At 44.6% G+C, this 26,120-nt stretch carries 30 protein-coding genes and 1 pseudogene; 1 reads left to right on the forward strand and 30 read right to left on the reverse strand.

All coding sequences use genetic code 11. The annotated features are described in order from the left end of the window. Positions 1-21: 21 nt before the first annotated feature. The 14 genes from AC3WJJ_RS03305 to AC3WJJ_RS03370 form a co-directional block, all read right to left on the reverse strand. Positions 22-432 carry a MerR family transcriptional regulator gene (locus AC3WJJ_RS03305; RefSeq protein ID WP_422661001.1) on the reverse strand — a complete coding sequence of 137 codons (411 nt, stop codon included), beginning with the start codon at positions 430-432 and terminating at the stop codon, positions 22-24. 81 nt (positions 433-513) lie between these two features. Next, positions 514-1,767, reverse strand: coding sequence for a methionine gamma-lyase family protein (locus tag AC3WJJ_RS03310; RefSeq protein WP_492537986.1), 1,254 nt, complete (start codon positions 1,765-1,767; stop codon positions 514-516). 65 nt (positions 1,768-1,832) lie between these two features. Next, positions 1,833-3,119 (reverse strand): GTPase HflX, encoded by a 1,287-nt coding sequence (gene hflX / locus AC3WJJ_RS03315; protein WP_492537988.1) that lies wholly within the window; start codon positions 3,117-3,119, stop codon positions 1,833-1,835. A gap of 65 nt (positions 3,120-3,184) precedes the next feature. Then, positions 3,185-4,171: an AAA family ATPase gene (locus AC3WJJ_RS03320; protein WP_492537990.1), complete on the reverse strand. Its 987-nt coding sequence runs from the start codon at positions 4,169-4,171 to the stop codon at positions 3,185-3,187. A gap of 80 nt (positions 4,172-4,251) precedes the next feature. Further along, entirely contained in the window at positions 4,252-4,908 is a 657-nt protein-coding gene (locus tag AC3WJJ_RS03325) for a YdcF family protein (protein ID WP_492537992.1), read from the reverse strand. After that, positions 4,908-5,465 (reverse strand): ribonuclease FAU-1 family protein, encoded by a 558-nt coding sequence (locus tag AC3WJJ_RS03330; protein WP_422660996.1) that lies wholly within the window; start codon positions 5,463-5,465, stop codon positions 4,908-4,910. Before AC3WJJ_RS03330 ends, AC3WJJ_RS03325 begins: the two co-directional genes overlap by 1 nt. A gap of 115 nt (positions 5,466-5,580) precedes the next feature. After that, positions 5,581-8,268 carry a transglycosylase domain-containing protein gene (locus AC3WJJ_RS03335; RefSeq protein WP_492537993.1) on the reverse strand — a complete coding sequence of 896 codons (2,688 nt, stop codon included), beginning with the start codon at positions 8,266-8,268 and terminating at the stop codon, positions 5,581-5,583. Between the two features lie 154 nt (positions 8,269-8,422). Beyond that, positions 8,423-8,659: an RNA chaperone Hfq gene (gene hfq / locus AC3WJJ_RS03340; protein WP_422660994.1), complete on the reverse strand. Its 237-nt coding sequence runs from the start codon at positions 8,657-8,659 to the stop codon at positions 8,423-8,425. 19 nt (positions 8,660-8,678) lie between these two features. After that, the gene (gene miaA / locus AC3WJJ_RS03345; protein WP_492537996.1) at positions 8,679-9,659 is read right to left on the reverse strand and encodes a tRNA (adenosine(37)-N6)-dimethylallyltransferase MiaA; all 981 of its coding nucleotides are present in this window, start codon (positions 9,657-9,659) and stop codon (positions 8,679-8,681) included. Then, the gene (locus AC3WJJ_RS03350) at positions 9,643-10,428 is read right to left on the reverse strand and encodes a class I SAM-dependent methyltransferase (RefSeq protein WP_492537998.1); all 786 of its coding nucleotides are present in this window, start codon (positions 10,426-10,428) and stop codon (positions 9,643-9,645) included. The genes miaA and AC3WJJ_RS03350 overlap by 17 nt, the downstream gene beginning before the upstream one ends. Positions 10,429-10,446: 18 nt before the next feature. Further along, positions 10,447-12,438 (reverse strand): DNA mismatch repair endonuclease MutL, encoded by a 1,992-nt coding sequence (gene mutL / locus AC3WJJ_RS03355; RefSeq protein WP_492537999.1) that lies wholly within the window; start codon positions 12,436-12,438, stop codon positions 10,447-10,449. Between the two features lie 32 nt (positions 12,439-12,470). Continuing rightward, entirely contained in the window at positions 12,471-15,260 is a 2,790-nt protein-coding gene (mutS, locus tag AC3WJJ_RS03360; protein ID WP_492538001.1) for a DNA mismatch repair protein MutS, read from the reverse strand. 58 nt (positions 15,261-15,318) lie between these two features. Next, positions 15,319-16,533 carry a putative amidoligase domain-containing protein gene (locus AC3WJJ_RS03365; protein ID WP_492539569.1) on the reverse strand — a complete coding sequence of 405 codons (1,215 nt, stop codon included), beginning with the start codon at positions 16,531-16,533 and terminating at the stop codon, positions 15,319-15,321. 116 nt (positions 16,534-16,649) lie between these two features. Continuing rightward, a complete protein-coding gene (locus AC3WJJ_RS03370; protein ID WP_492538003.1) occupies positions 16,650-17,213 on the reverse strand; it encodes an outer spore coat protein CotE in 564 nt (187 codons plus the stop codon). A gap of 89 nt (positions 17,214-17,302) precedes the next feature. Between AC3WJJ_RS03370 and AC3WJJ_RS03375 the strand changes: the two genes are divergently transcribed. Next, positions 17,303-17,449, forward strand: a complete 147-nt coding sequence (locus AC3WJJ_RS03375) for a hypothetical protein (protein ID WP_492538005.1) — start codon at positions 17,303-17,305, stop codon at positions 17,447-17,449. An 18-nt stretch (positions 17,450-17,467) separates the two neighbouring features. Here the strand turns inward: AC3WJJ_RS03375 and AC3WJJ_RS03380 are convergent, their stop codons facing one another. From AC3WJJ_RS03380 to AC3WJJ_RS03455, 16 genes and pseudogenes are all read right to left on the reverse strand, one after another. Beyond that, entirely contained in the window at positions 17,468-18,448 is a 981-nt protein-coding gene (locus tag AC3WJJ_RS03380) for an aromatic acid exporter family protein (RefSeq protein WP_492538007.1), read from the reverse strand. Positions 18,449-18,558: 110 nt separating this feature from the next. Further along, positions 18,559-19,323, reverse strand: coding sequence for an ABC transporter permease (locus AC3WJJ_RS03385; RefSeq protein ID WP_492539570.1), 765 nt, complete (start codon positions 19,321-19,323; stop codon positions 18,559-18,561). A gap of 84 nt (positions 19,324-19,407) precedes the next feature. Then, positions 19,408-20,184, reverse strand: coding sequence for an ABC transporter ATP-binding protein (locus tag AC3WJJ_RS03390; protein WP_492538009.1), 777 nt, complete (start codon positions 20,182-20,184; stop codon positions 19,408-19,410). A gap of 40 nt (positions 20,185-20,224) precedes the next feature. Continuing rightward, positions 20,225-20,824, reverse strand: a pseudogene (locus tag AC3WJJ_RS03395) (ABC transporter substrate-binding protein); the annotation flags it as partial. A 61-nt stretch (positions 20,825-20,885) separates the two neighbouring features. Then, the gene (locus AC3WJJ_RS03400; protein ID WP_492538010.1) at positions 20,886-21,065 is read right to left on the reverse strand and encodes a hypothetical protein; all 180 of its coding nucleotides are present in this window, start codon (positions 21,063-21,065) and stop codon (positions 20,886-20,888) included. Positions 21,066-21,133: 68 nt separating this feature from the next. After that, on the reverse strand, positions 21,134-21,616 hold the full coding sequence (locus AC3WJJ_RS03405) for an ArpU family phage packaging/lysis transcriptional regulator (RefSeq protein WP_492538012.1): 483 nt from the start codon (positions 21,614-21,616) through the stop codon (positions 21,134-21,136). A gap of 49 nt (positions 21,617-21,665) precedes the next feature. Further along, positions 21,666-22,151: a hypothetical protein gene (locus AC3WJJ_RS03410; protein ID WP_492538014.1), complete on the reverse strand. Its 486-nt coding sequence runs from the start codon at positions 22,149-22,151 to the stop codon at positions 21,666-21,668. 3 nt (positions 22,152-22,154) lie between these two features. Then, entirely contained in the window at positions 22,155-22,310 is a 156-nt protein-coding gene (locus tag AC3WJJ_RS03415) for a hypothetical protein (protein ID WP_492538016.1), read from the reverse strand. Then, positions 22,307-22,756 carry a hypothetical protein gene (locus tag AC3WJJ_RS03420; RefSeq protein WP_492538018.1) on the reverse strand — a complete coding sequence of 150 codons (450 nt, stop codon included), beginning with the start codon at positions 22,754-22,756 and terminating at the stop codon, positions 22,307-22,309. Before AC3WJJ_RS03420 ends, AC3WJJ_RS03415 begins: the two co-directional genes overlap by 4 nt. Then, complete coding sequence (locus AC3WJJ_RS03425) at positions 22,753-23,172, reverse strand: YopX family protein (RefSeq protein WP_492538020.1); 420 nt, start codon at positions 23,170-23,172, stop codon at positions 22,753-22,755. Before AC3WJJ_RS03425 ends, AC3WJJ_RS03420 begins: the two co-directional genes overlap by 4 nt. Positions 23,173-23,190: 18 nt before the next feature. Further along, positions 23,191-23,535: a hypothetical protein gene (locus tag AC3WJJ_RS03430; protein ID WP_492538022.1), complete on the reverse strand. Its 345-nt coding sequence runs from the start codon at positions 23,533-23,535 to the stop codon at positions 23,191-23,193. 17 nt (positions 23,536-23,552) lie between these two features. After that, a complete protein-coding gene (locus tag AC3WJJ_RS03435; protein WP_492538024.1) occupies positions 23,553-23,864 on the reverse strand; it encodes a hypothetical protein in 312 nt (103 codons plus the stop codon). Between the two features lie 32 nt (positions 23,865-23,896). Further along, positions 23,897-24,745 (reverse strand): hypothetical protein, encoded by an 849-nt coding sequence (locus tag AC3WJJ_RS03440; RefSeq protein WP_492538026.1) that lies wholly within the window; start codon positions 24,743-24,745, stop codon positions 23,897-23,899. Next, positions 24,714-25,085, reverse strand: coding sequence for a hypothetical protein (locus AC3WJJ_RS03445; protein ID WP_492538028.1), 372 nt, complete (start codon positions 25,083-25,085; stop codon positions 24,714-24,716). Before AC3WJJ_RS03445 ends, AC3WJJ_RS03440 begins: the two co-directional genes overlap by 32 nt. A gap of 127 nt (positions 25,086-25,212) precedes the next feature. Continuing rightward, positions 25,213-25,779, reverse strand: a complete 567-nt coding sequence (locus AC3WJJ_RS03450; RefSeq protein WP_492538030.1) for a hypothetical protein — start codon at positions 25,777-25,779, stop codon at positions 25,213-25,215. Continuing rightward, positions 25,776-26,111 carry a hypothetical protein gene (locus AC3WJJ_RS03455; protein WP_492538031.1) on the reverse strand — a complete coding sequence of 112 codons (336 nt, stop codon included), beginning with the start codon at positions 26,109-26,111 and terminating at the stop codon, positions 25,776-25,778. Before AC3WJJ_RS03455 ends, AC3WJJ_RS03450 begins: the two co-directional genes overlap by 4 nt. Positions 26,112-26,120 lie beyond the last annotated feature (9 nt).

Here is a 26,120-nt window from a genome sequence, read left to right on the forward strand (position 1 = left end):
CCTTACAAGATCTGTATATGTTTATTTATTAAAAAACCGGGACAACTCCCCTTGTATTAAAGACACTTGCCCCGGTCTTTTAGCCGTAATTAATTCCTGTTTCAACAGGCGACGGAGCTGAGTCTCCGACATCTCCCTGCGTCTAGTTTCGGTATCAGGGGTAATTACTGTTGCCTCTTCTGATTCCTTCGTTACCGGGTTCATCACCTGCTTGATTCCTGCGATATTGACACCCTTCTCGATTAGAGCTTTAATCTCTAGAAGTCGTTCAACATCATTAAAGGAGAATAGGCGTTGATTGCCTGAGGTACGAGCAGGTACGATCAAACTGTGCTGCTCGTAATAACGAATTTGTCTAGCAGACAAATCAGTGAGCTTCATGACAATCCCAATCGGAAACAGAGCCATATTTCTCCGAATCTCATCACCCATTAATCATCAACCTTCCAAGTGATCTTTTCTGTTCCATTGTATATTTCCTACTACGATATGTCAACCATATGTCAGGAAACCTTACAACAAATTTCGGTCTTTCATCGTTTGCAGTGCCATGAGCACTCCATATTTAACATGTGAATATGTGAGACCACCTTGCATATATCCAATGTAAGGCTCGCGAATCGGTGCGTCTGCAGATAATTCCAGACTTCCTCCCTGAATAAAAGTCCCTGCTGCCATGATAACGGGATGCTCGTATCCAGGCATATCCCAAGGTTCAGGCACAACATGACTATCCACTGCAGCCGCTCTCTGTATCCCCTGTACGAAGGCTATCAGATGAGCCGGTCCCGCAAAAGAAACAGCTTGAATAAGATCGGTTCTCTGATCATTCCAAGCTGGCTTGGTTACAAATCCGACCTCTTCAAAAATGGCAGCTGCAAAAACACTACCTTTTACAGCTTGTCCCACCGTGTTAGGAGCCAGGAACAGTCCTTGATAAATCCCCCGTGTTGTTCCTAACATCGCGCCTACTTCACGACCTATACCAGGGGCTGTCAATCGATATGCAGCTTGATCGACATACTTCTGTTTCCCACAAATATAACCACCGGTTTCAGCAATCCCACCACCAGGGTTTTTGATGAGTGAGCCAGCCATTAAATCGACACCTACCTGTGTTGGTTCAAGCTCTTCCGTGAATTCACCATAACAATTATCTACAAACACGATAACGTCTGATTTAAGCGCCTTAACCTTGTCCACCATCACGCCAATCTGTTCAATCGTAAAGGAAGAACGCCAGTCGTATCCCCGTGAGCGCTGGATACCAATAACCTTAGTTGCAGGAGTAATGGCTTCCTCAACACTCTCCCAGTCGATTCCTCCATCTTCAAGCAAATTGACTTCACGATATAAGATCCCAAAATCCTTCAGCGATCCCGTTCCATCTCCTGTTTCACCAATCACTTTATGGAGAGTGTCATATGGACGCCCAGTTATGTAGAGCAACTCATCTCCAGGTCTTAGAACTCCAAACAAAGCAGTCGATATTGTATGCGTTCCAGAAGCAAAATGAGGACGTACCAGGGCCGATTCAGCCCCGAATACGTCTGCATATACATCATCTATTACTTCTCGACCACGATCATTGTAAGCATATCCAGTGGATCCCGCAAAGTGGAAGTCACTCACCTTATTACGTTGAAATGCTTCTATGACTTTCCACTGATTTCGATCGACAATTCGATCGATCTCCTGAATTCGATTTGCGATTTTACATTCTGCTTTAATACTTAACTCTTCAATCTCGTGTGAAAATCTTGCCATAACGCGCCAGTCTCTCCTCTAGTATCTCTCATGTATATTTGTATTTCAGTTCATACTCTATAGTTCTATGCTTCAATATAATCCTTGAGCATGTAGCCCATCTTTTCATAATCAGCTTTATTCACTCGGACTTCATAGATAATGTCATTATCTTCGAAAGTCTGTTCTACAACATCCCCAATGCGATAGAGGATAGAGCTTACATCACCACGATCTGCTGCGATTCGGAATTTAATGGTACCACCCGAGAGATGATCCTGAATCGCAAGACGCACAGCTTCCATATCGTCTTCATCATATGCACTGATCTTGAGGTACCCTTCTCCAGAAGGGAGCATTTCTAGCTGCTTCGGATCACATGCATCTTTTTTATTGAATAAGACTAATTGTGGTTTATCTCCTGCACCCAGATCTCCCAAAATAGACTGAACCGTCTTCATCTGCTCTTCTCGCATTTCAGAAGACGCATCGACCACATGTAGAATCAAGTCTGCCTCATTCGCTTCCTCAAGTGTGGCACGGAAGGCTGCGACGAGATCATGTGGCAAGTTTTGAATGAACCCAACCGTATCTGTCAATACAACTTCTTTACCACTCGGGAGTTCCAGCACTCGAGATGTAGGATCAAGCGTTGCAAATAACTGGTTCTCAATATAAACATCAGCGGCGGTTAATCGATTAAGAAGCGTCGATTTACCAGCATTCGTATATCCAACCAAAGCAACTTGAACAGCACCTGTTTTTTTGCGGCGCTCACGCTGTAGAACCCGGTGTTTCATAATCTCATCGAGCTGTCGTTTGAGATCGCTTATTCGTCCTCTGATATGTCGACGATCCGTTTCCAGCTTGCTTTCCCCTGGACCCCTGGTACCAATTCCGCCGCCAAGGCGTGATAGATTTTTACCATGACCCGATAAACGTGGCAATAAATAGCTATGCTGAGCCAGCTCAACCTGAATAATACCTTCACGCGTCTTCGCTCGTTGTGCGAATATATCCAGAATTAATTGGGTTCGATCAATAATCTTGACATCCAGCGTTTCTTCCAGGTTACGAACCTGAGCTCCAGACAATTCCTGATCAAAAATCGCTGTATTGGCCTCTAGACCATCAATCGCCATGCGGAGTTCTTCTACTTTACCCTTCCCAATGAACCATTTCGTATCAGGTGTTTCACGGTTCTGTGTAATGACCTCAAGAACTTGAACTCCTGCCGTTTCAGCCAACTGCACCAGCTCTTGAAGGGAATGCTCTGTATTGATCCCGGACCTTTTCACTTGATCTGTTACTAAACTTACCAGAACGGCCCTATCCGGTAGATTCGTCTTCGTCTCGTGTGTTTCATTTGCCATATTCATTGCTCCCTTTGTTATCAGTGTCCTACAAGGACAACGTAACTGATTTCATATTTGTATATTTACGTTATACCCCTCGCCGGAAGTTTAAAATCCTCCGGACGCAGTGTCATTAACTCTAGTTTGCTAGGATTCCCAGCGACATAATGATTGAGAAGCCGAACGGCTTGGTTACGGATTGATTTCTCAATTACATTACGGACATATCTTGCGTTACTAAATGCATGAATATGACTATCTTTTTCAGCTTGTAGATGTTCCTTTAATTTAATCATCGACTGCGGCATCAGAATATAATCTCTCTCCTTAGCCATCAGCTCCGAAATTTGAATCAACTGATCCATATTATAATCCGGGAAATCCATCTGAATCGGAAATCGGGAATGAAGCCCCGGATTACTGCACATGAAGAAGTCAATTTCATCAGAGTACCCTGCCAAAATAAGCACAAATTGATTCTTGTGATCTTCCATCGCTTTTACAAGTGTATCGATCGCTTCCTTACCGAAGTCTTTCTCCCCACCACGTGCCAAGCTGTACGCCTCATCGATGAATAGAATACCACCTATTGCTTTCTTCACAAGATCTCTTGTCTTTTGAGCGGTGTGTCCGATATATTCCCCTACAAGATCTGCTCGCTCCACTTCAACCAAGTGTCCTTTGCTGAGAACCCCCATCTTCTGGAACAACTTCGCAACGATTCTGGCAACCGTCGTTTTCCCTGTACCTGGATTCCCCTTGAAAATCATATGAAACACATGTCCACCACTCAACAAACCAGCCACTGAACGCATCTGAGCTACTTGTAGTAATGCATAAATCTCGTAGACCAAATCTTTAATCTGCTCAAGCCCAACCAGTTGGTCGAGCTCTTTTTGAATTTCTTGGAATAGAACATGTTGTGTCAATGGACTCGGCGATGGGGCCGGTTCCCGCTCGGGAACTGCAGAGCTGACAAGTGGAGGTTCAGCACTGCGGAGCACAACATTAATCTGTCTCGAAGGCCGTCCATCAGCCCGATTGCTGGTGGCCGTTACACGTCCATTCATAGCTCCTCACCTCATTATCCAAAAGGCTGACTATCTATTCCAATGTATTCTATTTATTAGCAGGTTATTAGAAGTTTTCATTACTTCAAGCCAAGCTTGATAAATATCTTGTCTGCAGTCCACTTTGTATAGGCTAATACCTCACGACTTTTATGCTTTACCATAGGAAGTACAGAGGAGGTCGTGATAGAAAGCGCTGGATGATCATAGCCAAGTGTATGAGCAACTTCAAGTGATCTCGTACCATGATAGTCATGTGTTACGATAATCGCAGAATTAAATCCGTGTTCTTTCATAATTCGTTTACTGAACAACAGGTTCTCATATGTACTAGTAGCTTCGTTTTCCAGCAGGATATTTTGTTCTGGCACACCATTAGCCACAAGAAAATTACGCATTCCTTCCGCTTCCGTATACTTTAACCCCGGTGCATCTAAACCCCCACTAACGATGATTGATTTATAAAATCCATCTTCGTAGAGTTTAAGCCCATGCTGTAATCGCTCTCTCAACCCTGGGCTAGGTTCATCTCCCCACATCGAAGCACCAAGAATGATCCCGACATCCGCCTTCTCTGTGACCGTACTTTCGGCCTTATTTATTTGAAGATAAACATACCCAGTCCACATCATTCCAAGTAGAATAAGTGCAAACACTCCATAAAGACTCCTTTTAAGAAAGAGACGACCTTTCATAGAACCTGTGCTTCGCACCCCTGAGTATTGTGGTTGACGCATTATGTTTTCCTCCTAAACTCTCCGTTATGAAACAAACGATCTCGATCCGCAAGAGACATCATAAAGTAAGGAAATTCATGTGCGTCAATTGCCCTTAGCAGATTTCGGGCCGTAACTTTAGCTTGCCGGTAATCATCGCGGGTAATGTCGCTCTTCCGAAGCGCATCCTCTAATTCATCTTCATCTAGCAAGAACACTTCACCATTCTTGTTAACAACAACATCGAGGTATAAATCATCAAACCATGGAACGCCTTGATCGGTAACACCCTGCTTCTTACATATGTCAATATACCATTGAACAATATGCCTTTTGTCATCGAACATAGCTGTCACTATAAAGTGACTGTCTTTCGGATAGTACTGTAACCAGGAATATCCCTTATCCGCAATGCGGTATGTATGCTGCCCGTAAGTTTTCCACAGAGGCTCTTTCAGGCCGTAAATCGTATATAAGGTAAGATATCCTGTAAACTGATCACATTCCACATAACGGGAAGTGAAGTGCCGGCGGGTAATGCGGCGCCAATTCGCCCGGTCTCCGAATTTACGTTTCATGGAACTTTTCCTCCCCATATCGTAACTTCAGCTTACCACATTTAACTTTCACACTCAAAACAAAGAAGCCCCCGCATCAATGCGGGGGCTTCAATTCGTTCATTTTCATAATCGTTTATTCGGTACCCTGAACTTCCTGAGGAGCTGTCTGATCTGCAGCATCTCCATCGGTAGGTGGGGTCGTGCCAGGTACGGTCGTCTCACCGCCAGTTTCGCCGGTGTCACCTCCGGTACCATTATCGGGATTGTTGGTGCCACTATTGCCACCTTGTCCTCCATTACCTTGACCATTTCCTTGGCCATTTCCTTGCCCATTTCCTTGATTACCACTTTGTCCATTACCTTGATCTGGAGGGGTAACATTACCTTCGCCGCCACCTTGACCATTTCCATTTCCTTGGTCTTGGCCACCGTTACCCTCGCCATTTCCTTCACCAGTCCCAGGCTCTTCACCCGAGTTATTACCACCCTCATCTGGGTTTTCTACCGGCGGAGTAGGTTCAACATTGTCATCCGGTTCTTCCTCTGGTTCTTCTTCTGGAGGTGCTACCCCAGCGGTAACGACCTCAAGTATATTCGAAGGTTCTGTCTCGAGATCCTGGGCAGGATCGTAAGCTGTAACGTAATAACTGTACGTTAACCCTTCCATAGCCGTGATGTCATCAGCTGTAGTTAGTGATGTATCCATTACTTGAGTGTAATCAGATTCAGAAGATTCTTTACGGTACACACGGTACACGATTCCCTCACCATCAACTGCACTCCAGTTCAAATTAACCTTCTGAGTCTGTGGATCATATGAGCCAGTCAGGTTTCTGACTTTTTCAAGCTCTACAACGGGCGGTTCCTCCACAGGCGGTGGGGTCACTTCAGTAGTTGGGAATTTCTTCGCTTCATACCCTTGCACAGCTTTCTCCATGACCTTACCCCATAATGCAGCTGCCATTGGACTACTCTGACGCAACATACGTTCAGCGTTCGGCTCATCATAACCAAGCCATACTGCTGCGGTTAGTTCAGGTGTGTAACCAGCGAACCACACATCACGTACACCACTAACGCCTTTCAAACCACTTTGAGTGGTACCTGTCTTACCGGCAACCGGTCGACTGATTCTTGCGTTCCGTCCGGTACCATCTTGTACAACTCGTTCCATCATTTTAGTCATCTCTGACGCTGTCTGAGCGGACATTACACGATCTCGATTATTACCTTTGTTCTCATGAATAACTTTGCCCTTACTATCTTTAATCTGCTTGATCGCATAAGCCTCGTTTAATTCGCCCCCATTAGCAAATGCACTAAATGCTTGGGCCATTTCAAACGTATTCGTCCCTACGCTCATTCCGCCGAGCGCAAGCGATAGATTCTTATCCTCTTCGGTCACTTTAATGCCCATCTTCTCAACAAAGCTGTGACCGGTTTTTACACCAATCTTATTTAGCAACCATACCGCTGGAATATTCTCAGAACGTTGAATAGCATCTTGCATACTTACCGTTTCAGAGTATCCATGCAGGTTATTCGGACAGTAACTGCCGAAACATTGCTTTTGATTACTAAGTCGGGAGTCTTTATTGTACCCACCCGTCTCGAGAGCTGGTGCATACACAGCAATCGGCTTTAATGCTGATCCAGGCTGTCGTCGACTATCTGTCGCTCGGTTAAAGCCACCACGTTGGTATTCACGACCACCAGTCATGGCAACAATTCCGCCTGTATGTTGGTTCATAATCACCATGGACCCTTGAATCAATGCATCACCGACACCTTTTTCAAAGTTATCTGGATTATTGAACTCAGATTCAAGCACTTGCTGAGCGTTCGCATCCATGGTTGTATAGATTTGATATCCGCCAATATTGACATCGTCCTCTGTAAGGCCCCACTTCTCTTCAGCTTCCTCCATGACATAGTCGATAAACGCCGTATACTTCTGCTGCTTAGCAGGTGGTTCATAGGCGTAATCTACCTTCTTGGCTTCTGCTGCTTCCTTCGCCGTTATATATCCTTGCTCCTCCATGAGAGTCAATACAACAGCACGACGCTCTTTACTGAGGTCCGGATTCTTCAGCGGATTGTATTTAGAAGGCCCTTTTGGCATAGCTGCTAAAGTAGCGATCTCCCATAGCTTAAGCTTTTTCAAATCAGTCTTTCCGAAATAACGTTCAGATGCAGCTTTAATTCCGTAATATGGGCCACCGAAGTTAATTCGGTTTAGATACATCTCAAGGATTTCATCCTTGGTATTGTTTCGTTCGAGTGCGAGCGCAATCGAAACCTCAGTTGCTTTACGGAAAAACGTCTTATCCCGCGTTAAGAAAATATTCTTGGCAAGTTGCTGGGTAATGGTACTACCACCTTCAACCATGGAACGTGCCATAATATCTTTTACCGCTGCACGTCCAATCGACCAGATGTCCACGCCACTATGCTCATAAAAGCGTTTATCCTCGGTTGCTACAAAAGCATCCTTCAATAGCTGTGGAATATCTTCACTCTTAACTGGGTCGCTCTTCTGAATTGAAAGTTCGCCCATCAGCGTCCCATTTCGGTCATATACTTTTGATGAGCCATATGCCGTAAGTTTGTCCTTATTCTCCTCAAGCAGCTTTTCACCGCTGACCATAATAAACAAGTAGCCAGCTAGTGCACAAAATATAGCGATGACCGCCGTAAAGAACAACGCCCAACCAATTCGTTTTCCTCTACCTTTTTTCTTCTTTTTTGATTTTTGAGATGTCTTAGGGGTCTCTTTGTTTTTGTTCACCCTGGACATTTGATCTCGATCTTTACCAGCCATAGTTCCCCTCCTGACTCCCTCTTATGAGATATCTGTTGCACCTTGGAAAGAAAAGAACAACCTTCTCAGGTTGCTCCTCTGCACTCCTATACAACTAAACGAATTATTCACCGAAAAGTTTCAAATAAATCGTCCCTGCTAAAAATAACCAAGATTATTCGTTGGTGTTGTCCTGCATCAGGGAAACATTGCGCTGCGGCATGAACGTAGAGATGGCATGCTTGTATACCATTTGTTGGCGTCCGTCACTATCGATCACGATCGTAAAATTATCAAATGCTTTGATCGTCCCACGAATCTGAAAGCCGTTAGTCAGGTATACCGTGGCCGGAATGTTCTCTTTACGCAGTTGGTTCAAGAACGTATCTTGGATGTTTATGGACTTGTTCATTAGCCGTACCCCCAATGATTCATTTTGATTGTTTTGAAGTATATTCAAGATTTGAGAGAAACTTTCCTGCTATTATACCATGGATTTTTTCGTAATTAGCAGAAAAATTTTGAGAGTCGGTGACATCCACCCACTCAATGTCCTTCATATGACGGAACCAAGATAGCTGACGCTTCGCGAAACGACGTGTGTCCCGCTTCAATAACTCTACTGCTTCCTCATAGCTATAAGCGCCTTGAAGATACGATACGATCTCTTTGTAACCTAATCCCTGCATAGATACGAGGCCTGGAGCATACCCCTTATCCATTAACTTGGTTACTTCCTCAACCAATCCCTGATGCAGCATCAAGTCAATGCGCTCTTCAATACGGTTATATAGCATTTGCCTGTCCATTGTCAAACCGACCAAGCAAAGATGGTAAGGTGACTCCTTCTTCTGAGAAGCTAATTGAGCTGATAGAGGGCTGCCCGTTAAATGAAAAACTTCCAAAGCACGAACAACCCTACGGAGGTCATTCGGGTGCAATCTCGTGGCGCTTTGAGGATCAACCTCTTCCAGCTTATGGTGAAGTGCCTCGGCGCCATGAACCTCCGCATACTTAAATTGTTCCTGCCTGAAATCCTCATCAGCACCGGTTTCACTGAATTGAAAACCATAGCATACGGATTCAATATAGAGGCCAGTGCCTCCCACAATAAATGGTAAGCGGCCGCGGTTCGTAATATCTGTAATCAACCTTCCACTTTGTTCCTGAAATTCAGCTACAGAATAGGGATAATCCGGTTCGTGAATATCAATTAGGTGATGAGGAATTCCTTCCATTTCATCCTTGGATATTTTTGCCGTTCCGATGTCCATTCCACGGTATACTTGCATGGAATCGCCTGAGATAATTTCACAGCCAAACGTTTTGGCAAGTTCTATGCTCATTTTTGTTTTACCTACAGCTGTCGGACCAATCAGCACGAGGAGATTGGGTTTAGTTTGCTCTTTCAATACTTATCACTCCGTACGTTATTTTCGATTGACTCCGCTCAGGAACGGTAAAACCTAGACGTGAAAACTCTTTACTTCCCCGCTTTTCTTTTAAAACAACCGTTTTTCGCGCAACCCTTACTGCTTCCTTAACACTTTGCTCATCAAGTGCTTCACCGTTTGCATAATGTCTAAGGGGATTGATCGAAGCCGATTCTGTTAACGGTTCACGAAACATAGGGTCAAAATATACGATATCAACACTATTATCTGGCAAAGACCTTAAATAATCTAAATGATGACCATGCACAACTTGAATTCTTCGCATAGCTTCATCACTTGCTTTCAGATTGCTTTGGTAAGAACGCAGACCTTCTTTTAGAAAAACGTAGAGTGGGAACGAGCTTTCAAGTGCCGTTACGCTACCACGCTCACCGCACTTGATGGAAAATACGAGTGAGTCAGCTCCAAGTCCAGCTGTACAGTCTAGTACGGTATCTCCCTCTTCCATTCTCGTCGCTTCGAGCATCGGATCAGGGTCCCCTCGAAGCACACGCTTTAACCTTACATATCCCATACTAGGGTGGAACTCTAGGACTTCCCGATTAGGTCCTCCTAAGCGGACATGTCCATCCAATACTACCAATATATCCTCTTCTCCAAATTTTATAGCAAGCCTTCTAAGTGATTGGCCGCCACGGGTTACATACTGGCACCCCACTTCCTCCGCCAATAACTTGGCCCTTTCAACGAGAGCAGGCGCTTCCGCCTCTCCTGTGGTAATAATCATAGTTTCCTCCTTGCTGCTTTACATGACGCGTTTAAACATTTTCTCCAGATCATAAATCGAGAAAGAAACAACGATTGGACGACCATGCGGACAAGTGTACGGCTGCCGACAAGCGGCTAAACGTTCAATTAACTTCGCTGATTCTTGCTCTGTAAGTTTTTGATTCGCTTTGATTGAAGCTTTACACGAGCATAATATGGACGAGGTTTCCCTCAATTTAGCTAAATCAATATTTCGTTCACTGAGCACCCATTCCGCCATCTCTTCAATCAGTTCCTTCTCATCCCCTTTAGGGAACCAGAATGGATGTGAACGGACCAGAAATGTTTGACCTCCAAAATGCTCTAAATAGACTCCTACCTGTTCGAACCAATGCAATCGATCTTTCACTTTTTCGGATTCGGAAGGCGTAAACTCTAATGTGATAGGTAATAACAGTTCTTGGGACGCATCAGCTGGTTTCCCGAACTTTTCATAGTAGTATTCATAATTAATCCGTTCATGTGCTGCATGTTGATCGATTAAATAAAGACCTGTGTCATTCTGAGCAATCAGATACGTCCCGTGATGCTGCCCTATGACCGTCAACTCTGGAAAAGGTGGTATCTCTGGAGCTACGCCTCCTGCAGCATGAAGCCACTCTTGTGTCATCGCAGGCTTACTAGGAACTGGTCTGTTACCCGCACGAGAGTCAGATCGATACGTCGTTGCTGCTGACTCCTTCATCTGGAAAGAACCTACATTCGACGAAGCACTACTTCGCTCAATTTGACCATAAGAAGACCCTGGATTTTTTGGCGTTTCTTCAACGTTTGAGGATGCTCCTCCCGAAAACGAAACACCACCTTTTTCTCTGTCTATAAGATTCTTAAAGTTCTCATCTTTATCGAGATCCGAAGCAGGTGTAGAAGGTAATTCATCTCGATTTCCCTCAGAATTATTTTTCGAAAAATGAAACTGTTCCTGAATAAACGCATTCGCATCCTTACTGATGTTCTGCTTCACAGGGCGAGGAATCAGGACCTCTTGCATAAGCACCTTGCGCACTTCCTCTTCTGCGAAGGCATAAAGTTCTGGTTCCTTACTGAAGCGAACTTCGAGTTTAGAAGGATGGACGTTCACATCAACAAGTGATGGATGCATATCTAACTGCAAAACCGTCATAGGAAATCGATTAATGGGCAGCAGGGTGTGGTACCCTCTCAAAATAGCTTGGCTCAAACCGTAATTGCGAATATAACGCCCGTTGATAATAAAAGACATGGCATTTCGATTCGCTCTTGTAAAGTCAGGCCGACTGATATATCCCGATAAGGTGTAATCCATATTCTCTGCCTTAATGGGCATCATGGATTTGGCTGCTTGGGTACCATAGACTGCTGCAATCACCTGAAGAAGGTCACCATTACCTAGCGTCTGTAAGAGTGTGTTCCCATTATGGCGAACTGTAAAAGCAATATCCGGCCGAGAAAGTGCTAATCGGTACATATAATCCGAGATATGACCAAGCTCTGTCTGAATTGTCTTCATATATTTCAGCCTTGCTGGTGTATTGTAAAACAATTCTTTCACTAAGAAATCGGTCCCTCTCGGTGCTGCAGTTTCCTCATTGACTTTGAGGTGTCCACCTTCAATTTCAAGAACTCTTCCTCGTCCATCTGAAGTATTAGAGGTGACTAATTTGACCTTGGATACTGCTGCAATCGATGGAAGTGCTTCTCCTCGAAATCCTAGACTTGTTATATGAAACAAGTCGCGTCCTTGAGCGATTTTACTGGTTGCATGTCGATAGAACGCTGTCTCACAATCCTCAGGATCTATTCCTGAGCCGTTATCACTTACCCGTATACTTAGCAGACCGCCTTCTTCTACAGCTACATCAACCTTCGTGCTTCCTGCATCAATCGCATTCTCCACCAGCTCTTTCACGACGGAGGCAGGCCGCTCCACCACTTCACCGGCTGCGATTTGGTTGGCGATATGCTCGTCCAATATGTGTATTTTAGCCATGTTTCCTACCCCCGTTTATAGACTTATATCATTTATAAATGATTTGCTTTCATCTTTAATTCATTAAGTAGCTGCATTGCCTGAAGAGGCGTCATATTCATGACATCTACTGACTTTACAGCCTCAATAATCCCCATGACCTTCGGGTCGACACGATCAGAATCCCTTGCCGTACTTTCCGATTCTAAGGAAGATGACTTCGTGGATTGGGATTCTTCATCACCAAATATGGATAGCTGTACAACAGCATTGTCGTTCTGCAGTTGTGCAGAAGCATCCTTGCCTTGATCCAATCTTTCCATGTCACGACCCGAATCACGATCCGATATAGTGTCATACACCAAAGTATTTTCTCTGGTGAACGCATCTGCTTCCGGATTCATGGCTTGCTTTTCAGACGAATGAATTACTTCCCCAGTAACCGCGACGTACGACGCCTGCTCAAGCCCTTGCAGCAATCCATAAGCCCTCTCCGTGATGCTGCTAGGGAGTCCAGCCAAGCGGGCACAGTAGATGCCGTAGCTACTATCCGCCGCACCTGGAATGAGCTTTCTCAAGAAATGAACCTTGTCACCACTCTCTTGCACGGCCATCGAGTAATTCTTAAGACCTGTTAAGCTGTCCTGCAGATGAGCAAGTTCGTGAAAGTGAGTCGAGACGAGCGCTTTACAACCAATATGATCATGAACGTATTCAATCACTGCTTGCGCGATTGCCATTCCTTCACTAGTTGAAGTTCCCCGTCCTAATTCATCAATAATAATCAGACTTCGCGGTGTCGCTTTTTCCGTCATGACCTGAATATCTGCCATCTCCACCATAAACGTACTCTGGCCACCAATCAAATCATCAGCAGCACCGATCCGGGTAAAGATTCGATCAACGAGCGGCAGTGTTGCCATTTCGGCAGGAACGAAACACCCGATCTGAGCCAAAATAGACACAAGAGCCACCTGACGCATATAAGTACTCTTACCAGCCATATTCGGTCCTGTAATGAGCAGAATCGATGAGCCGTCCTTCTTAAGCTCCGTACCGTTCGCTATAAAGGACGTATCCTTCATGACCGCCTCTACAACCGGATGTCGTCCACCTTCTACGATCAGATCATAACCTTCGCTCAGCTCTGGCTTAACGAAACGGTGCTCTGCACTTACCGCAGCCAGTGATTGATAAACATCAATCTCTGCAATCTTCTCAGCAAGCTTCTGTAGTCTAGAAATCTGCGTATTCAGCTTATCACGCAGCTCTGTAAACAGCGCATATTCGAGGTCAACCATCTTTTCCTGCGCCTCAAGAATAAGTCCTTCCTTCTCTTTCAGCTCTGGAGTAACATATCTTTCCGCGTTAGCTAGCGTCTGTTTGCGTTCATATCTGCCCTCAGGCAGTGAAGCGATATTCGATTTCGTAATCTCAATATAATAGCCAAATACCTTGTTGTAGCCAATCTTCAAAGATTTAATTCCTGTTACACTGCGCTCTCTTGCTTCCAGCTCTGCAATCCACCGCTTACCATTCGTACTCGCTTCTCTCAGTTCGTCGAGTCGTTCATGGTATCCCGGCTTAATAATTCCTCCGTCTCGTACGGAGACTGGTGGTTCATCTACAATAGATTCTTCAATCAGTGCACACAGATCATCACATACATCTGTAGCATCCGCCAGCCTCTGAAGGGTTTCAGAGCCTGATTCAGCACATAGACTCTTTAACATCGGAATTTGACGCAAGGATAGCTTCAAAGCGTTCAAATCCCGACCGTTTGCACTACCAAATGCAATCCTTCCGACCAATCGTTCCAGATCATAAATCTCTTTAAGAGCCATCCGCAAATCTTCGCGGAGTATGTACTGGTTATACAGATGGTCCACAGCTTCAAGACGCTCTTCAATGCGGCTACGCTGTAAAAGGGGTTTATCGATGCGTCGTCTCATTAAACGAGCACCCATCGATGTTTCAGTCCGGTCCAGCAGCCAGAGTAGAGATCCTTTCTTGGAACGTTCTCGAACGGTTTCCACCAATTCCAGATTCCGGCGTGTAAATGGATCTAGAACCATAAACTGCCCAGGCTCATAGGAATTAATCTGTGTAAGTTGACCAAGCGAACGCTTTTGGGTCTCACTTAAGTAGCCAATTAACAGAGATATACACGCTCTTCTTTCCTCGTCTAATCGAGCCCATACCGCTTCCCCAAACTGCGAACGAACTAAATTATCATCCCGCCGTTCCCAAGGTGTACGTACAACAGGACGACTAAAGGCCACTGTATGAGAGGAAACGATCTCCAGCAGATCTTCATCTCCAATAATTTCAGAGGGTTCATAGATACCAATCTCATCACGCAGCCACTCGTGTGAAGCAGGAACGGAAGTTACATACAGTTCTCCTGTAGATAGATCACACGCCGCAAGAGCCATCAGGCCACCATGAGAAGTGATACATAACATATAGTTGTTAGACTTCTCATGAACCACTTTGCCATCCATGATCGTCCCTGGCGTGACGACACGAACGATCTCGCGCCGTACCATCCCTTTCGTAGCCGACGCATCTTCCATCTGTTCACATATGGCAACTTTATATCCTTTTTCAATCAGACGCTGAATATAGCCCTCTGCAGAGTGATATGGCACACCGCACATCGGAATTTTCTCAGCGCCACCACCTTCACGACCGGTTAGCGTAATTTCTAGTTCTTTGGACGCAAGTACGGCGTCTTCAAAGAACATCTCATAAAAATCTCCCAAACGGAAAAAAAGAAACGCATCCTGCGCTTGTTCCTTAACACTTAAATATTGTTCAATCATAGGCGTATATTTTGCCATGAGTTACCTCCATGCCGTTTCTAGCTTGACCTCTATTATAACAGAAAACAAGAGAAGGTCACGGTACGGCCGGAATATTCCAAAGGGGACGGATATCACGACTCTCATCCCAATTCCGTCCTTCTTTGATCTGTTCAAATAAGCGATCAATAACTTTGCTGTATGTAGGATATTCAGGAAGACGTGTGAGATCTTGGTGTAGCTTTTCAGCAACTTCTCTGAGTACCTCCTTCCTCCCTCCATAATATGCTTTATGGTACCTCTCCCGGTTTAGAGGTCTTGCACGTAATCTGTCATGGTGGAGCACGATCAGATAAGCTATATAGAGCGATGCCTTCGATATCAGTGGAGATACCATGAAGCTTGGTAGTGTCCGATATTCGAAACCGCCGTAGGGTTGTATGCGAAAATCTCCAAGAAACCCGTACCGAGGACGGCGCCCTCGACCAGCAGGGTCTTCTACAATCGCCAAGGGAAGTGCTAAGTAATTATCTAGACATTGAAGAACAGACATCGTTAAGGGCACTCCGCTAAAGTGAATATGCCCACCTAATGGCAAACCAGGAGCTGGCAATCCACCGGCTCTCCACTGCAAGGATGTATCCGTAATACACTGCTGCGCAGTAAGCATAGCTGCTCGCATTGCCTTAAGAAGCCCATCTGGATCAGCGTGCGGCGCTGGGCGAAGCTCTCCGAGTGGGTAGCTAACTTCATCACCTACACGCACAGCATCACTCCCCGCGGTCCCATATCGATCTAGATACAGGGAAGCAGGAACGACGTGGCCTTCCTTATTTACCAGAATAAATTCCGGGTCCATCCCCATAAGTATCCGAGTCTCTTCGTCTTGCCCCTTAGAATCAACCAGCTTACTGTTTAGTAATGGCGGGTTCATCTTCCTTGGTATGATTCCATTCACCGCATAACGCCGGCCAGGTAGAGCTATGATCTCGACCTCCCCAACATCGGTTCCTAAGGTGTACAGTGCTCGAATAGCCGCCTTCTCCACTCTTCTACACAGTCCGTCTTCAAGACCACTTGATAGAACTCCACCTATGCTTAAACCACCACTTCTCGAACCTCGAATAGACGGCGTCACAAACGTTGAACAAAGTCCATTGACCCTAACACGATATCTTGCATTGAATCTTTCTCTATCGCTTCTCTGGCTGTTAAGAATTCGACTAGGCACACCAGAGCGTATTAAACGTGCATTCATGGTTTCCGGAGAGATCCATTCGCTTGAATATAATTCTGTAAGGTCATCAAGCATTCTTGCCACATTTAAACCCTCCCTAAAAATAGTTTAAAATAAAAAAAGAGGGCGTTTGCCCTCTGCAAAGCCGCCCCCACTGCATATGCTGTACTATGTTGCCGGGTAGGGAAGGCTTACAGCTCATCCTCCAGCTCATCAAAGTCGAGGTCCTCGTAATCACCGTCTTCCCCGCCGACGAATTCAAATTCTTTGTCCTCATAATCCCCATGATGAAGTCCGCATACCTTCACATTGACCTTCGTCTCAGCAATAAGCTCTACGGAGTACTCACGCTCAACACGCAAGAGAACACTTTTGCCATTAGAAGAGACGCTTGCTTCCACACAGCTCGGTTCCTGAGTCGCTTCCGCGGATACTTCTACCGTAGAGGCACGATGTTTGGGATCCAAGTACGATAAAGGTACACGCTCTACATAAGTTACCGTTTCTTTTGCCACATCGGTCTGTGAATTTTTGTCATAGGAATACCAGATGTTAACATCGTAAGTACCAATAACTTCAATTCCGTCGCCGGCGGCAACCGCCTCATATTGATGGTTTATAATCCAGGCCCCCAAAATGCTGGTTGGATTATTGGGCGGAGTCACGGTATGTGTTACGGTAGAGAACTTACGACCCTTGCCGCAGATCGCCTTCGTAATGATCTCTCTACATTGGTGTTTACTACTCAATGACATCTTCGAACCTCCTCCATACAATCATTCCATACATGTGTATGCAGGAGATGGGCGAATGTTGAATGAAGTGGTCCAAATAAATTCATATGATGCTAAAAATAGCAGAAAAAGATTATAAAAGTGAGAAAACAGGACTGTTTCTTCTCCCTAATCTGGTGGACACGAGTCAAAGGTCCAAGCTATTTGCACATCATCCTATTGCATTACTTCAATATATGGGCGTCAATGCATCATAAATTCCATTCTCTATCATCCTATCCCTTATCTTTCAAGCGATTCGGATTAGTCTTGCTTGTCGGTGCTTTATTCTTCTTAGAAATTTTCAAGAAATACTCTAGTTCACGGCACAACTGAAGAATGGCAGAGCGTAATTCAAATTCTTCTCTTGTATGCGGTAGATCCATATCTTTGAATATAACTTCTAACTCATTCAAAAGTTTCTCCGTCTTCCCTGTATATTGTTCCGTGACAACATCCTTACTCATCTGATCGAACAAATTCGCTGCAAGTTCCCCATGAGTCAGCCTCTCATAGACCTGGGAGATCAGATGCATCATCGCCTGAATGTTTTCGAGCTGTTCTTTTCGCATATAGAAGTATACATTCCAAGCGACATCGGGCTGCAGCATCTGATTCTCCAAGAGACGATTGCTTTCCTGAAGCCCTCGCTCTACGGCCTGATTCGCTTCGATCAGTTCCTTACCGTCCCATATATGATTCGGATCGCGAAGCGTCTGCGATATATGATTGAATATGACAGAGAATAGCCCGTCCACTTCACGACGGATCTCCATCAGACGACCTTCACTTTTGGGCATGTACGCCATATTCACTAACATTGCTGAACCAAGTCCAATCAACAATAACTCCACTTGTGTAAGGAAAATATCCACACTAAGCTCTTCTGAACCGAACACACGAAATACAACGACAGAACTCGTAACAATACCTTCTTTAAAGTTAGCCTTTGCTATCAGAGGGAAACCAAGAAGTATGTATAAAGCTAGCACCCAATAATGAAAGCCAAAGAAATAGAACAGAACGGACGCCAGAATCAATCCGAGTATAGATGCAAAAAAACGCGCCGATACAGAGCGCAGACTGCGCTTTCGCGTCACATCTACGCCCAGGATCGCCAGCAAACCGGCCGATGTTGCCCCCGGAATATTTAATGCATCGGTAACCAAAATAGCAAGCATCGTTGCTACTGCTGTCTTGATAATACGAAATCCCATGAGCAACCCTCTCTTGTCTTTATCGTATTCTCATGGTATCCGATTTTCATTATCCAAACAACTTGAGCACCTACCAGAGGCCCAGTAAGTTAAAAGAAACGACTTTACATCTAACGATGCTTCAACAACTTTTTCTCAATATACACAACCATCTGATACATAGCCGTAGCTACAACAGCGATAATTAACAAGCTAGAGAGGACTAGCGTAAAGTTAAATACTTGAAATCCGTACATAATCAAATATCCTAAACCGGATTTTGCTACGAGAAATTCACCAACGATAACACCTACCCACGCCATACCAACATTCACTTTCAAAGTCGATACGATTGCTGGAAAAGAGGCTGGAAGAATAACTCGCTTAAATACTTGTGCTTTCGTACCCCCAAATGTTCGTACAACCTTGATCAGATTGGAATCAACCTCTGAAAAACTGTTGTATACAACTAGCGTAGTTACAATAACGGTTATGGATAACGTCGTGACCACGATTGCTGTAAATCCTGATCCGAACATTACGATAAATATCGGGCCTAAAGCGACCTTAGGCATACTGTTAAACACAACCATATACGGATCCAGCACCCGATTCAGAAAAGGGGACCACCAAATCAAGACTGCTATCGCTGTTCCTAACAACGTTCCTAACAAAAATCCAACCGCGGTCTCCCCAACGGTGACCCCTATGTGCCCCCACAACTCTCCCGTGATCATATCATCCCAAATGTTCACAAAGATTTTGGTTGGGTAACTGAACAGCAGTACATCAATCCACTTCGAACGACCAGCCAGTTCCCAAAAGGCAAAAAACAAGACTAATAGTGCAGTCTGAACCATAATTACACGATGCTTGATTTTGCGTTTATGGCGCATATGACGGGCATGTATGCTTTCGAGCCAGCCGGAATCTAAGGAATTCGAGCTGGTATGAATCGAATCAGAATCAGTCATATCGCTTCACTCCTTACCTCCTATGGATTCCATCTCGCTCCATATTTCATGGAATAACTCATTAAATCCAGGTTCCTTACGGGCATAGAAAGGTTGCGAACGCCGAATATGCTCTGGCACTTCAAATGTCCGGTGAACTCTGCCTGGGTTTCTGTTTAGCAGAATGACCTTATCACTCATAGCGATGGCCTCAGACAAATCATGCGTAACTAGAATAGCTGTCTTATTCCGGTCACGAAGCGTCTCTACAATGAGATCTTCAAGTTGAAGTTTAGTCTGATAATCCAATGCTGAAAAAGGTTCATCGAGCAGTAGTAATTCAGGATCTGTAGCGAGTGTACGAACAAGCGCGACGCGCTGGCGCATACCACCAGACAACTGCGGCGGATATAACCTACTGCTTGATGCAAGCCCCATTTCTTTAAGAAGCTCTGCTGTATGGTTCTTGGTCTGCTCCGTCAATCTGCCTGTCAGTTCTAAACCAATCAGTGTATTGTCCATGATCGTCCGCCATGGAAACAGATAATCCTGCTGCAGCATATAACCCACTTCAGGAGAAGGCCCATTCACCAGATGACCCTTTACTTTGGCTTCCCCATGAGAAGGCTTGAGAAGTCCAGCTATGATGGACAGAATCGTTGTTTTGCCACAGCCGCTTGGACCCACTAGACTAATGAACTCGCCTTTTAGCACCTTAAATTGAATCCCTTCAACAGAAAGAAGGGCTTCCCGGTCGGTCACGTATACATGTGCGATGTTCCGAAGTTCAACCACCGGTTTCATATTGCTCTCTCCTTTCGTGGTCGAAATGGATGTTTAACCATTATTTTCCCGATTCCTTCGCTTTCTCTGCATAACTGTTATCAACAATCTTATCTCGGGATACTCGTTCCTTTAGCTCGCCAGCTTGATCCATCACATCCAGCAGATTATTCCATTCCTCTTCATCTAGTATCGGATCGGTTGCATATGTCCCTTGCTCTTTATATCGCTTAACCGAAGACACCACGATATCCCGCTCCGTATCTTTAAAATAAGGAATAATCACATCTGCAATTTCTTCAGCGCTGTGTGAATCCACCCATTGTTGTGCTTTATAAAGCGCATTCGTAAATTTCTGCACCGTTTCCTTATTCTTGCTAATGTAACTCTGTTTGGTCATAAATACGGTGTAAGGCAAATGTCCACTTTCAACCCCGAAAGAAGCGACAACCTTCCCCTTGCCTTCTTTTTCAAAAATTGACGCTTGTGGTTCAAACAACTGCACAAATTGCCCTGTCCCTGATGCAAATGCAGAGGCGATGTTCGCAAAATCGATATTCTGAATTAATTCCAGATCCGTTCTAGGATCAATACCTTTTTTACGCAGTGTGAATTCGCCAGCCATCTGTGGCATTCCACCCTTACGCTGACCTAAAGTAATTTTAGTGACACGAAAAAAGAGCACCTTAAAAAAGAGCACCTTATAATCAGTGCTCTTTTAGTTATTTTATAACTGCTTTGTGTGGTTTACCTGTAATGATCTCCATCGTCAATGCTTTCAGTGGGGAAAGCCGCTCAGATGAGAGTTTGGCGAAGACTTCTTCTGGATTATCGCCCAAGTATTCGCCTGTATATTTATCATAAAAGGAACGAGTGAAGACGAGCTCTTTCTTTTTTTTCAAGTGCATCCCCTCCACTTGATGAGTATGCATCTCCGTTTGTCCATCTTTACAAACAATTTGAGGATTTATTATTCCTCACCACCTGAGTTATTCTCGACTTTCACCGCAATCCCTAAATGAAGTGCTAATTTGTAGAAAGCTTCCCAACGATACTTCTTATAGACTGGCCAACTTATAGGAGGTTGGAATTCAAAATTATAAACATGTTGATCGTTTATATAGGCACTTTCCTCAGACATATAACGTTTTTCTATCAGAAACTTTTCCATTCTAGGGAGACGTGAGACAGCTCTTTCAACTCTCAAACAATACTTCTTACGTTCGTTTTGCTTGTCTACATTATATATTGCTATATCTCCTGTCTGATCGCTGGTTGTTCCTGTATATCCTTTGGGAGTATCACTAAGACCTGCAGTCACATTAGCTTCACGTTCTTCAAAGGTCAGATATTTGCATTTCCGATATCTATCAAAAGCCTCAATGACGGCTTTCTTTGTTTTCGATGCATCAAGATCAGGAAGAAAATCATCCCCGAGGCTCATCTGTTCCATGGTATCACCTCGCTATTAGGTTAACCCGACCGAAGCCGGGGAGTAATCATTAATACGGCAGATCATCATCATTTGGCATCGGTGGACCATCCTCACTAGTGGCTGCCGCCTCATCCAGAGTCATCTGGTTCTCGTCCACTTCAACTGTTCCATCCCGGTTGATCCTGCCACGAACGCCTTCTCTCGGCTCGTTAAACTCATCAATGCTCATCTGACTGGGAGCAACATTCAGAGTGACGTTTCTTCCAGCTAATCGATATAAGCTCACTGCCTTCTCTTCGCTATCACCTTTGATCCCGAACTTCATAATTGTCTTCTTGCTGTCACGCTGCATGGAGATAAATTCCGCGTTGATCTCACCACAGACATCATCACCACCTACTTCCATGGAGATCGTTATTACGATATCGCCAGAGAGATCAAACAGTTCAGCTTCACCATCTACATCCTCAGCACCCTTTATTTCAAACTTCAGGATCTCTTTCTTATCATCTTTTTGCATCGATTTAAAAAGTACGTTCATACTTGTTTTCATAGGTTATTGCTCCTCTCGATTATCAGATAAATTCATTGCTTGGCCTTGCTGATTTATATTCAAGCCATAACGAGCTTGAGATTTCGCAAACTCGTCTGTCGATATTTCCAGGATGTTTCGAAGTGCGGCCTTCATCCGCAGATAATCACCCTTCTTCATTCCACTACCTCCAAAAGTTCAAATCCTCCATAGCCGATATTCCATAGCCCATCTTCTGCTATAACAGAAATCAACTGCTTATGTGCATGGTGAGCGCTAACTGGTAGTGTTTTTCCTTTCAAAGGACCCTCCACTGTGATTAGCACCTTATCTCCCAGCTTAATGGTGGGTACTGATGGGGAATTACGTTTTGCAATATCTAGCAACTGAGCAATGGATCCGCCTAAGACAACAGTTTCATTTCTTGGGAAGTTACTTAATTCATGCCGTATGACTTTTTCTAGGTTTTCTATTAGCTTTACTTGGTTATTCACAGTTAGACGTCTTAACAATTCTTCGCGGTACTCTCCTGCAAATTCGTAATCACCACCACGGCAAGTCTGTTCAAACTCAGCCACCAATTCATCATTTCCACATTCATTAGCTGGTCTGCCTGGTCCCATCATATCTTCTCACCCTCCAATAGATCGGGATTGTCCCAACGGCTTCCGATGACTTCGCTTTTCAAGTTTTCGAAGTAAAGTAATGTCGTACCGTAAGGATGGTGACCAATCAATTCCGCGTAGTAAACGCCTCTTTCCATGACAACTAGATAATGTCTTTTCAACATTCCCCCGGACATTGGACTGACATAACTACCGTCAAGAATGTCCCCTTCATATATCTCTTTACCGTTACGGTCTTTTAGTCCGGTGTATTGACCTACTGTTTCGGGACGAACCATATAGGCGAATGGCTTGCCGACAGCGTTTGAGATGTAATATCCCGGCTCGGTTAACCCCATCTTCTTTGTGATCACAGCTAAATTCCCATAATGCCAATCTCCGGCTATGTCCATGCCACGAAACTTGTAATCTTTCATATCTTCTCTTCTTCCTCTCTAAAGGGATGGCTTTAACAGAAGATCATCAACCCTAATGTCCATGCACCCTTTACCGCCGATGAGCAAAGTAGTTGAATCAACATAAGCGAAAGAATAGTACCATGGGTCACCACTGCACCCTGTCGGTTCTGAGGTGAACATTAAGTGACTATCGCAAACCCCTTGATAGACGAGACAAAACCCATCTTGCATTGCAAACATCGAACGCTTTTTCTTTCCGATACTCGTGATCCTGTCACCAGGAATAATGAGATGATTTCCGAGTTGTATCATATCTGGAGTGATCTGATCTCCGTCCTCAAGCTGTCCGTACATAGCACCCCATTTCATGACCGTTTGCATACATTCGCTCCTTGGGTTTATAAGGCTTCCCTAGCGCGTTTTCCGCCGTCCTTGACGATGGCTATGTTTGGTCCCCATTCGGTTTCCATGATCTTCGCCTGATAGTTCTCTTCTTCCGCATAAAACCTCAGCGCTTCATCCTTGCGTTCTATCTCTGCTTTCAGGAGCTCTATTTCAGCGTCCTGTTCTACTAATTCGCATAATGGGCATGTATAATTTCCGTTCCCTTTACCTGTTACCGGATCGATATCTTGATGGGTCGCGTCAAAAGCAAATCCGCATGAAGGGCATTCCCACATTATCTCGTCTATCTTGTTCTGTTCGCTCATCGTTATCTCCCTCCTTATATGGGGTATGGTGGTTAGGCATTCACGCCCAAAACCTTATGCCCTAAGATCTCAGCTGCAATCTGCAAACCTGTTCGATAAACCAATCCTTCTTGCGCTCCATACATCGCTTCTGCTTGCTTAAACTCATGCAACAGCTGCTCCTCTGGAGTCCTCTTGATCTCATAGCCGAAATACACAGCCCGGATCATGTCATCTAGTGAAAGATCATTAAGTGAGTCCAGATCCTCAAGCCATCTCTCACGAGTGATGATGAAAGTCTGAGAGTGACGCAGAACAATCTCGTCAGCAGACTTATGTGAAAGAATCAGCTTCAATGCAGCAGCTTGTTCTTGAGTAATCTGCACTGGTAGGATGGGGATTGATTCTTTCTCTGGTTCTGCAGGCTTCTCTGTTATAACTGGGACAGGAATTGGTTCGGAGGATTGCGCCTCTTCTTGCCTCTTCTCTGCTACTGGAGGAGCAGGCGGTGCTTCCTGTTTTTTCTCCTGGCGTGACTCCTTAAAACGAGCGATCTCAATCTCTTCCGAAGCATCACTCTTAATCCCCCACTGTTTGGGGATCCAGTAACTTTCAAGACTTGCTAAAGAGGTGCCGAGCTTCTTGGCTGCATCTTTCTTAGATACTCCCTTAACTCTAAGTTCTAAGTAATCAGCTTTATTTACCTTTGGCATATCCTTCACGTCCTCTTCGTTTTTTGGAATGCTGGTTTTTGCTCTGAACTCTATAGGCTTCGTTTGAGACTTGGGAATTGGCTTGCCTTGAATCTTATCCAGTTCCTCTGGACTGAGCTTGTATTCAATGACTGGGCTAGGAGGTGTGCCTTTTAATTCATTCGACCTTCTCGGTACTGACGTCCCCATCTTGCCCCTCCTCTTGTACTGGCTGTACCTTGAAGTGACGTCCTGCGATGTAAATAACAGCCTCTTCTTTAAGATTGAAAATATATGCCTCAGTAGCTGTAAGGTTATGGATCAGCTCAGCAGCTGTTTTGAATTCAACATCTTCGGTATCGTTGATAGTGATCATCTTCAAACCATCCCACTCTTCACGAATCTCTTCAGCCTTGGCATATACCTGCTCGACCATCGGCTTACTAATCCGGGGATGACACTCCATGGCCTCTTTCATGTGATTCATGCCCATGGCGTAGGCTTTGGTGTGGATATGGTTCATTTCTTGCCAGAAACGCTTGTTACTCATGCCCTTTATCTTTTGAAACCACTTGATAAAACCTCTGTCCAAACCCTTTCGCCTCCCTCAAAATAAGAACTGTTGTTCCTCCAAATGGGTGTGACTGTCCGCCGCAAGACCTGATCGGCCCCGGGTATTAAACTTTATTCAATATGGATTCAAGTACTTCAGTTTGATATGAGTTCGTGTCTATCAAAGGTCTATACTCTCGCATGAGGTACAAATTCAGTGATATTCTGGCTATGATATAAGCATCGACTACATTGTCACTCTTATGGGTATATCCGAAGTGTTCCAGCGCAGCTTCCTTCATCGCTTTCTTTTTCTCGTTATCCTTGAACCTGCGTTTTTTACCGTCCTCTACGATCCATCCGGTCACCTTTACATATTTCTTAGTCCAAGCAGGGTTTACGTCCCAGTAAGCGAGTTTCCTACGGAAGATCATTGTTCTTAATCCACCGTGTATCATTCCGGTTGTAACACCCATTTGAGTGCCCATTGCAGGTTGTTCGATTGCTACCTCATCATCAGGTTTGATAACTCTGTAAAACTGGTCTTCAAGGGATACGAGCTGTTCCGTTGATATTCCGCCCCTAATCTTGGGCCCCTCACCCTTAAGCTCTTTTTCAAAAAGCACATCCCCGTTTTGATCCAGAATAACAACTCCTGTTTTTGTTGCTGGATCTACGCCTACGAATCTCATCCTTGTGCAACCTCCCAATTACGCTGAAGGGCATATTCACGGATCTTATCTATGTGATCGCTATTAGCTCGGTCAATTACATCTCGGAGGAGCATTGTAGATTCTTCAGGCGCGAAAGTCTCTAGTGCCTGCTGCCGGATCATTCCGACGGTCACCTGCAACACGTCCATAAGTTCACTGAGCATGTGGCGTTGATCAAAATGAACAATCTCAACCTCATCGATCAGTTCGTTAACTTCTTCCTGCAGCTTCAATCGCATATCTCCTGGCTGATAACCTTTGATCGGATAATCGATCACTGGTATAGCTATGCAAATGTATTGTTCTGACATCCGTTTCCC

This window comes from Paenibacillus sp. FW507-14B1B, assembly GCF_058781425.1.

Bases quoted from the DNA above. Each gene is read 5' to 3' on its own strand.
- AC3WJJ_RS03305 (WP_422661001.1), bottom strand. From the start codon at position 432: ATGGGTGATGAGATTCGGAGAAATATGGCTCTGTTTCCGATTGGGATT.
- AC3WJJ_RS03310 (WP_492537986.1), bottom strand. From the start codon at position 1,767: ATGGCAAGATTTTCACACGAGATTGAAGAGTTAAGTATTAAAGCAGAA.
- hflX (WP_492537988.1), bottom strand. From the start codon at position 3,119: ATGGCAAATGAAACACACGAGACGAAGACGAATCTACCGGATAGGGCC.
- AC3WJJ_RS03320 (WP_492537990.1), bottom strand. From the start codon at position 4,171: ATGAATGGACGTGTAACGGCCACCAGCAATCGGGCTGATGGACGGCCT.
- AC3WJJ_RS03325 (WP_492537992.1), bottom strand. From the start codon at position 4,908: ATGCGTCAACCACAATACTCAGGGGTGCGAAGCACAGGTTCTATGAAA.
- AC3WJJ_RS03330 (WP_422660996.1), bottom strand. From the start codon at position 5,465: ATGAAACGTAAATTCGGAGACCGGGCGAATTGGCGCCGCATTACCCGC.
- AC3WJJ_RS03335 (WP_492537993.1), bottom strand. From the start codon at position 8,268: ATGGCTGGTAAAGATCGAGATCAAATGTCCAGGGTGAACAAAAACAAA.
- hfq (WP_422660994.1), bottom strand. From the start codon at position 8,659: ATGAACAAGTCCATAAACATCCAAGATACGTTCTTGAACCAACTGCGT.
- AC3WJJ_RS03350 (WP_492537998.1), bottom strand. From the start codon at position 10,428: ATGATTATTACCACAGGAGAGGCGGAAGCGCCTGCTCTCGTTGAAAGG.
- mutL (WP_492537999.1), bottom strand. From the start codon at position 12,438: ATGGCTAAAATACACATATTGGACGAGCATATCGCCAACCAAATCGCA.
- mutS (WP_492538001.1), bottom strand. From the start codon at position 15,260: ATGGCAAAATATACGCCTATGATTGAACAATATTTAAGTGTTAAGGAA.
- AC3WJJ_RS03365 (WP_492539569.1), bottom strand. From the start codon at position 16,533: ATGCTTGATGACCTTACAGAATTATATTCAAGCGAATGGATCTCTCCG.
- AC3WJJ_RS03370 (WP_492538003.1), bottom strand. From the start codon at position 17,213: ATGTCATTGAGTAGTAAACACCAATGTAGAGAGATCATTACGAAGGCG.
- AC3WJJ_RS03375 (WP_492538005.1), top strand. From the start codon at position 17,303: ATGCTAAAAATAGCAGAAAAAGATTATAAAAGTGAGAAAACAGGACTG.
- AC3WJJ_RS03380 (WP_492538007.1), bottom strand. From the start codon at position 18,448: ATGGGATTTCGTATTATCAAGACAGCAGTAGCAACGATGCTTGCTATT.
- AC3WJJ_RS03385 (WP_492539570.1), bottom strand. From the start codon at position 19,323: ATGCGCCATAAACGCAAAATCAAGCATCGTGTAATTATGGTTCAGACT.
- AC3WJJ_RS03390 (WP_492538009.1), bottom strand. From the start codon at position 20,184: ATGAAACCGGTGGTTGAACTTCGGAACATCGCACATGTATACGTGACC.
- AC3WJJ_RS03405 (WP_492538012.1), bottom strand. From the start codon at position 21,616: ATGGAACAGATGAGCCTCGGGGATGATTTTCTTCCTGATCTTGATGCA.
- AC3WJJ_RS03410 (WP_492538014.1), bottom strand. From the start codon at position 22,151: ATGAAAACAAGTATGAACGTACTTTTTAAATCGATGCAAAAAGATGAT.
- AC3WJJ_RS03415 (WP_492538016.1), bottom strand. From the start codon at position 22,310: ATGAAGAAGGGTGATTATCTGCGGATGAAGGCCGCACTTCGAAACATC.
- AC3WJJ_RS03420 (WP_492538018.1), bottom strand. From the start codon at position 22,756: ATGATGGGACCAGGCAGACCAGCTAATGAATGTGGAAATGATGAATTG.
- AC3WJJ_RS03425 (WP_492538020.1), bottom strand. From the start codon at position 23,172: ATGAAAGATTACAAGTTTCGTGGCATGGACATAGCCGGAGATTGGCAT.
- AC3WJJ_RS03430 (WP_492538022.1), bottom strand. From the start codon at position 23,535: ATGCAAACGGTCATGAAATGGGGTGCTATGTACGGACAGCTTGAGGAC.
- AC3WJJ_RS03435 (WP_492538024.1), bottom strand. From the start codon at position 23,864: ATGAGCGAACAGAACAAGATAGACGAGATAATGTGGGAATGCCCTTCA.
- AC3WJJ_RS03440 (WP_492538026.1), bottom strand. From the start codon at position 24,745: ATGGGGACGTCAGTACCGAGAAGGTCGAATGAATTAAAAGGCACACCT.
- AC3WJJ_RS03445 (WP_492538028.1), bottom strand. From the start codon at position 25,085: ATGAGTAACAAGCGTTTCTGGCAAGAAATGAACCATATCCACACCAAA.
- AC3WJJ_RS03450 (WP_492538030.1), bottom strand. From the start codon at position 25,779: ATGAGATTCGTAGGCGTAGATCCAGCAACAAAAACAGGAGTTGTTATT.
- AC3WJJ_RS03455 (WP_492538031.1), bottom strand. From the start codon at position 26,111: ATGTCAGAACAATACATTTGCATAGCTATACCAGTGATCGATTATCCG.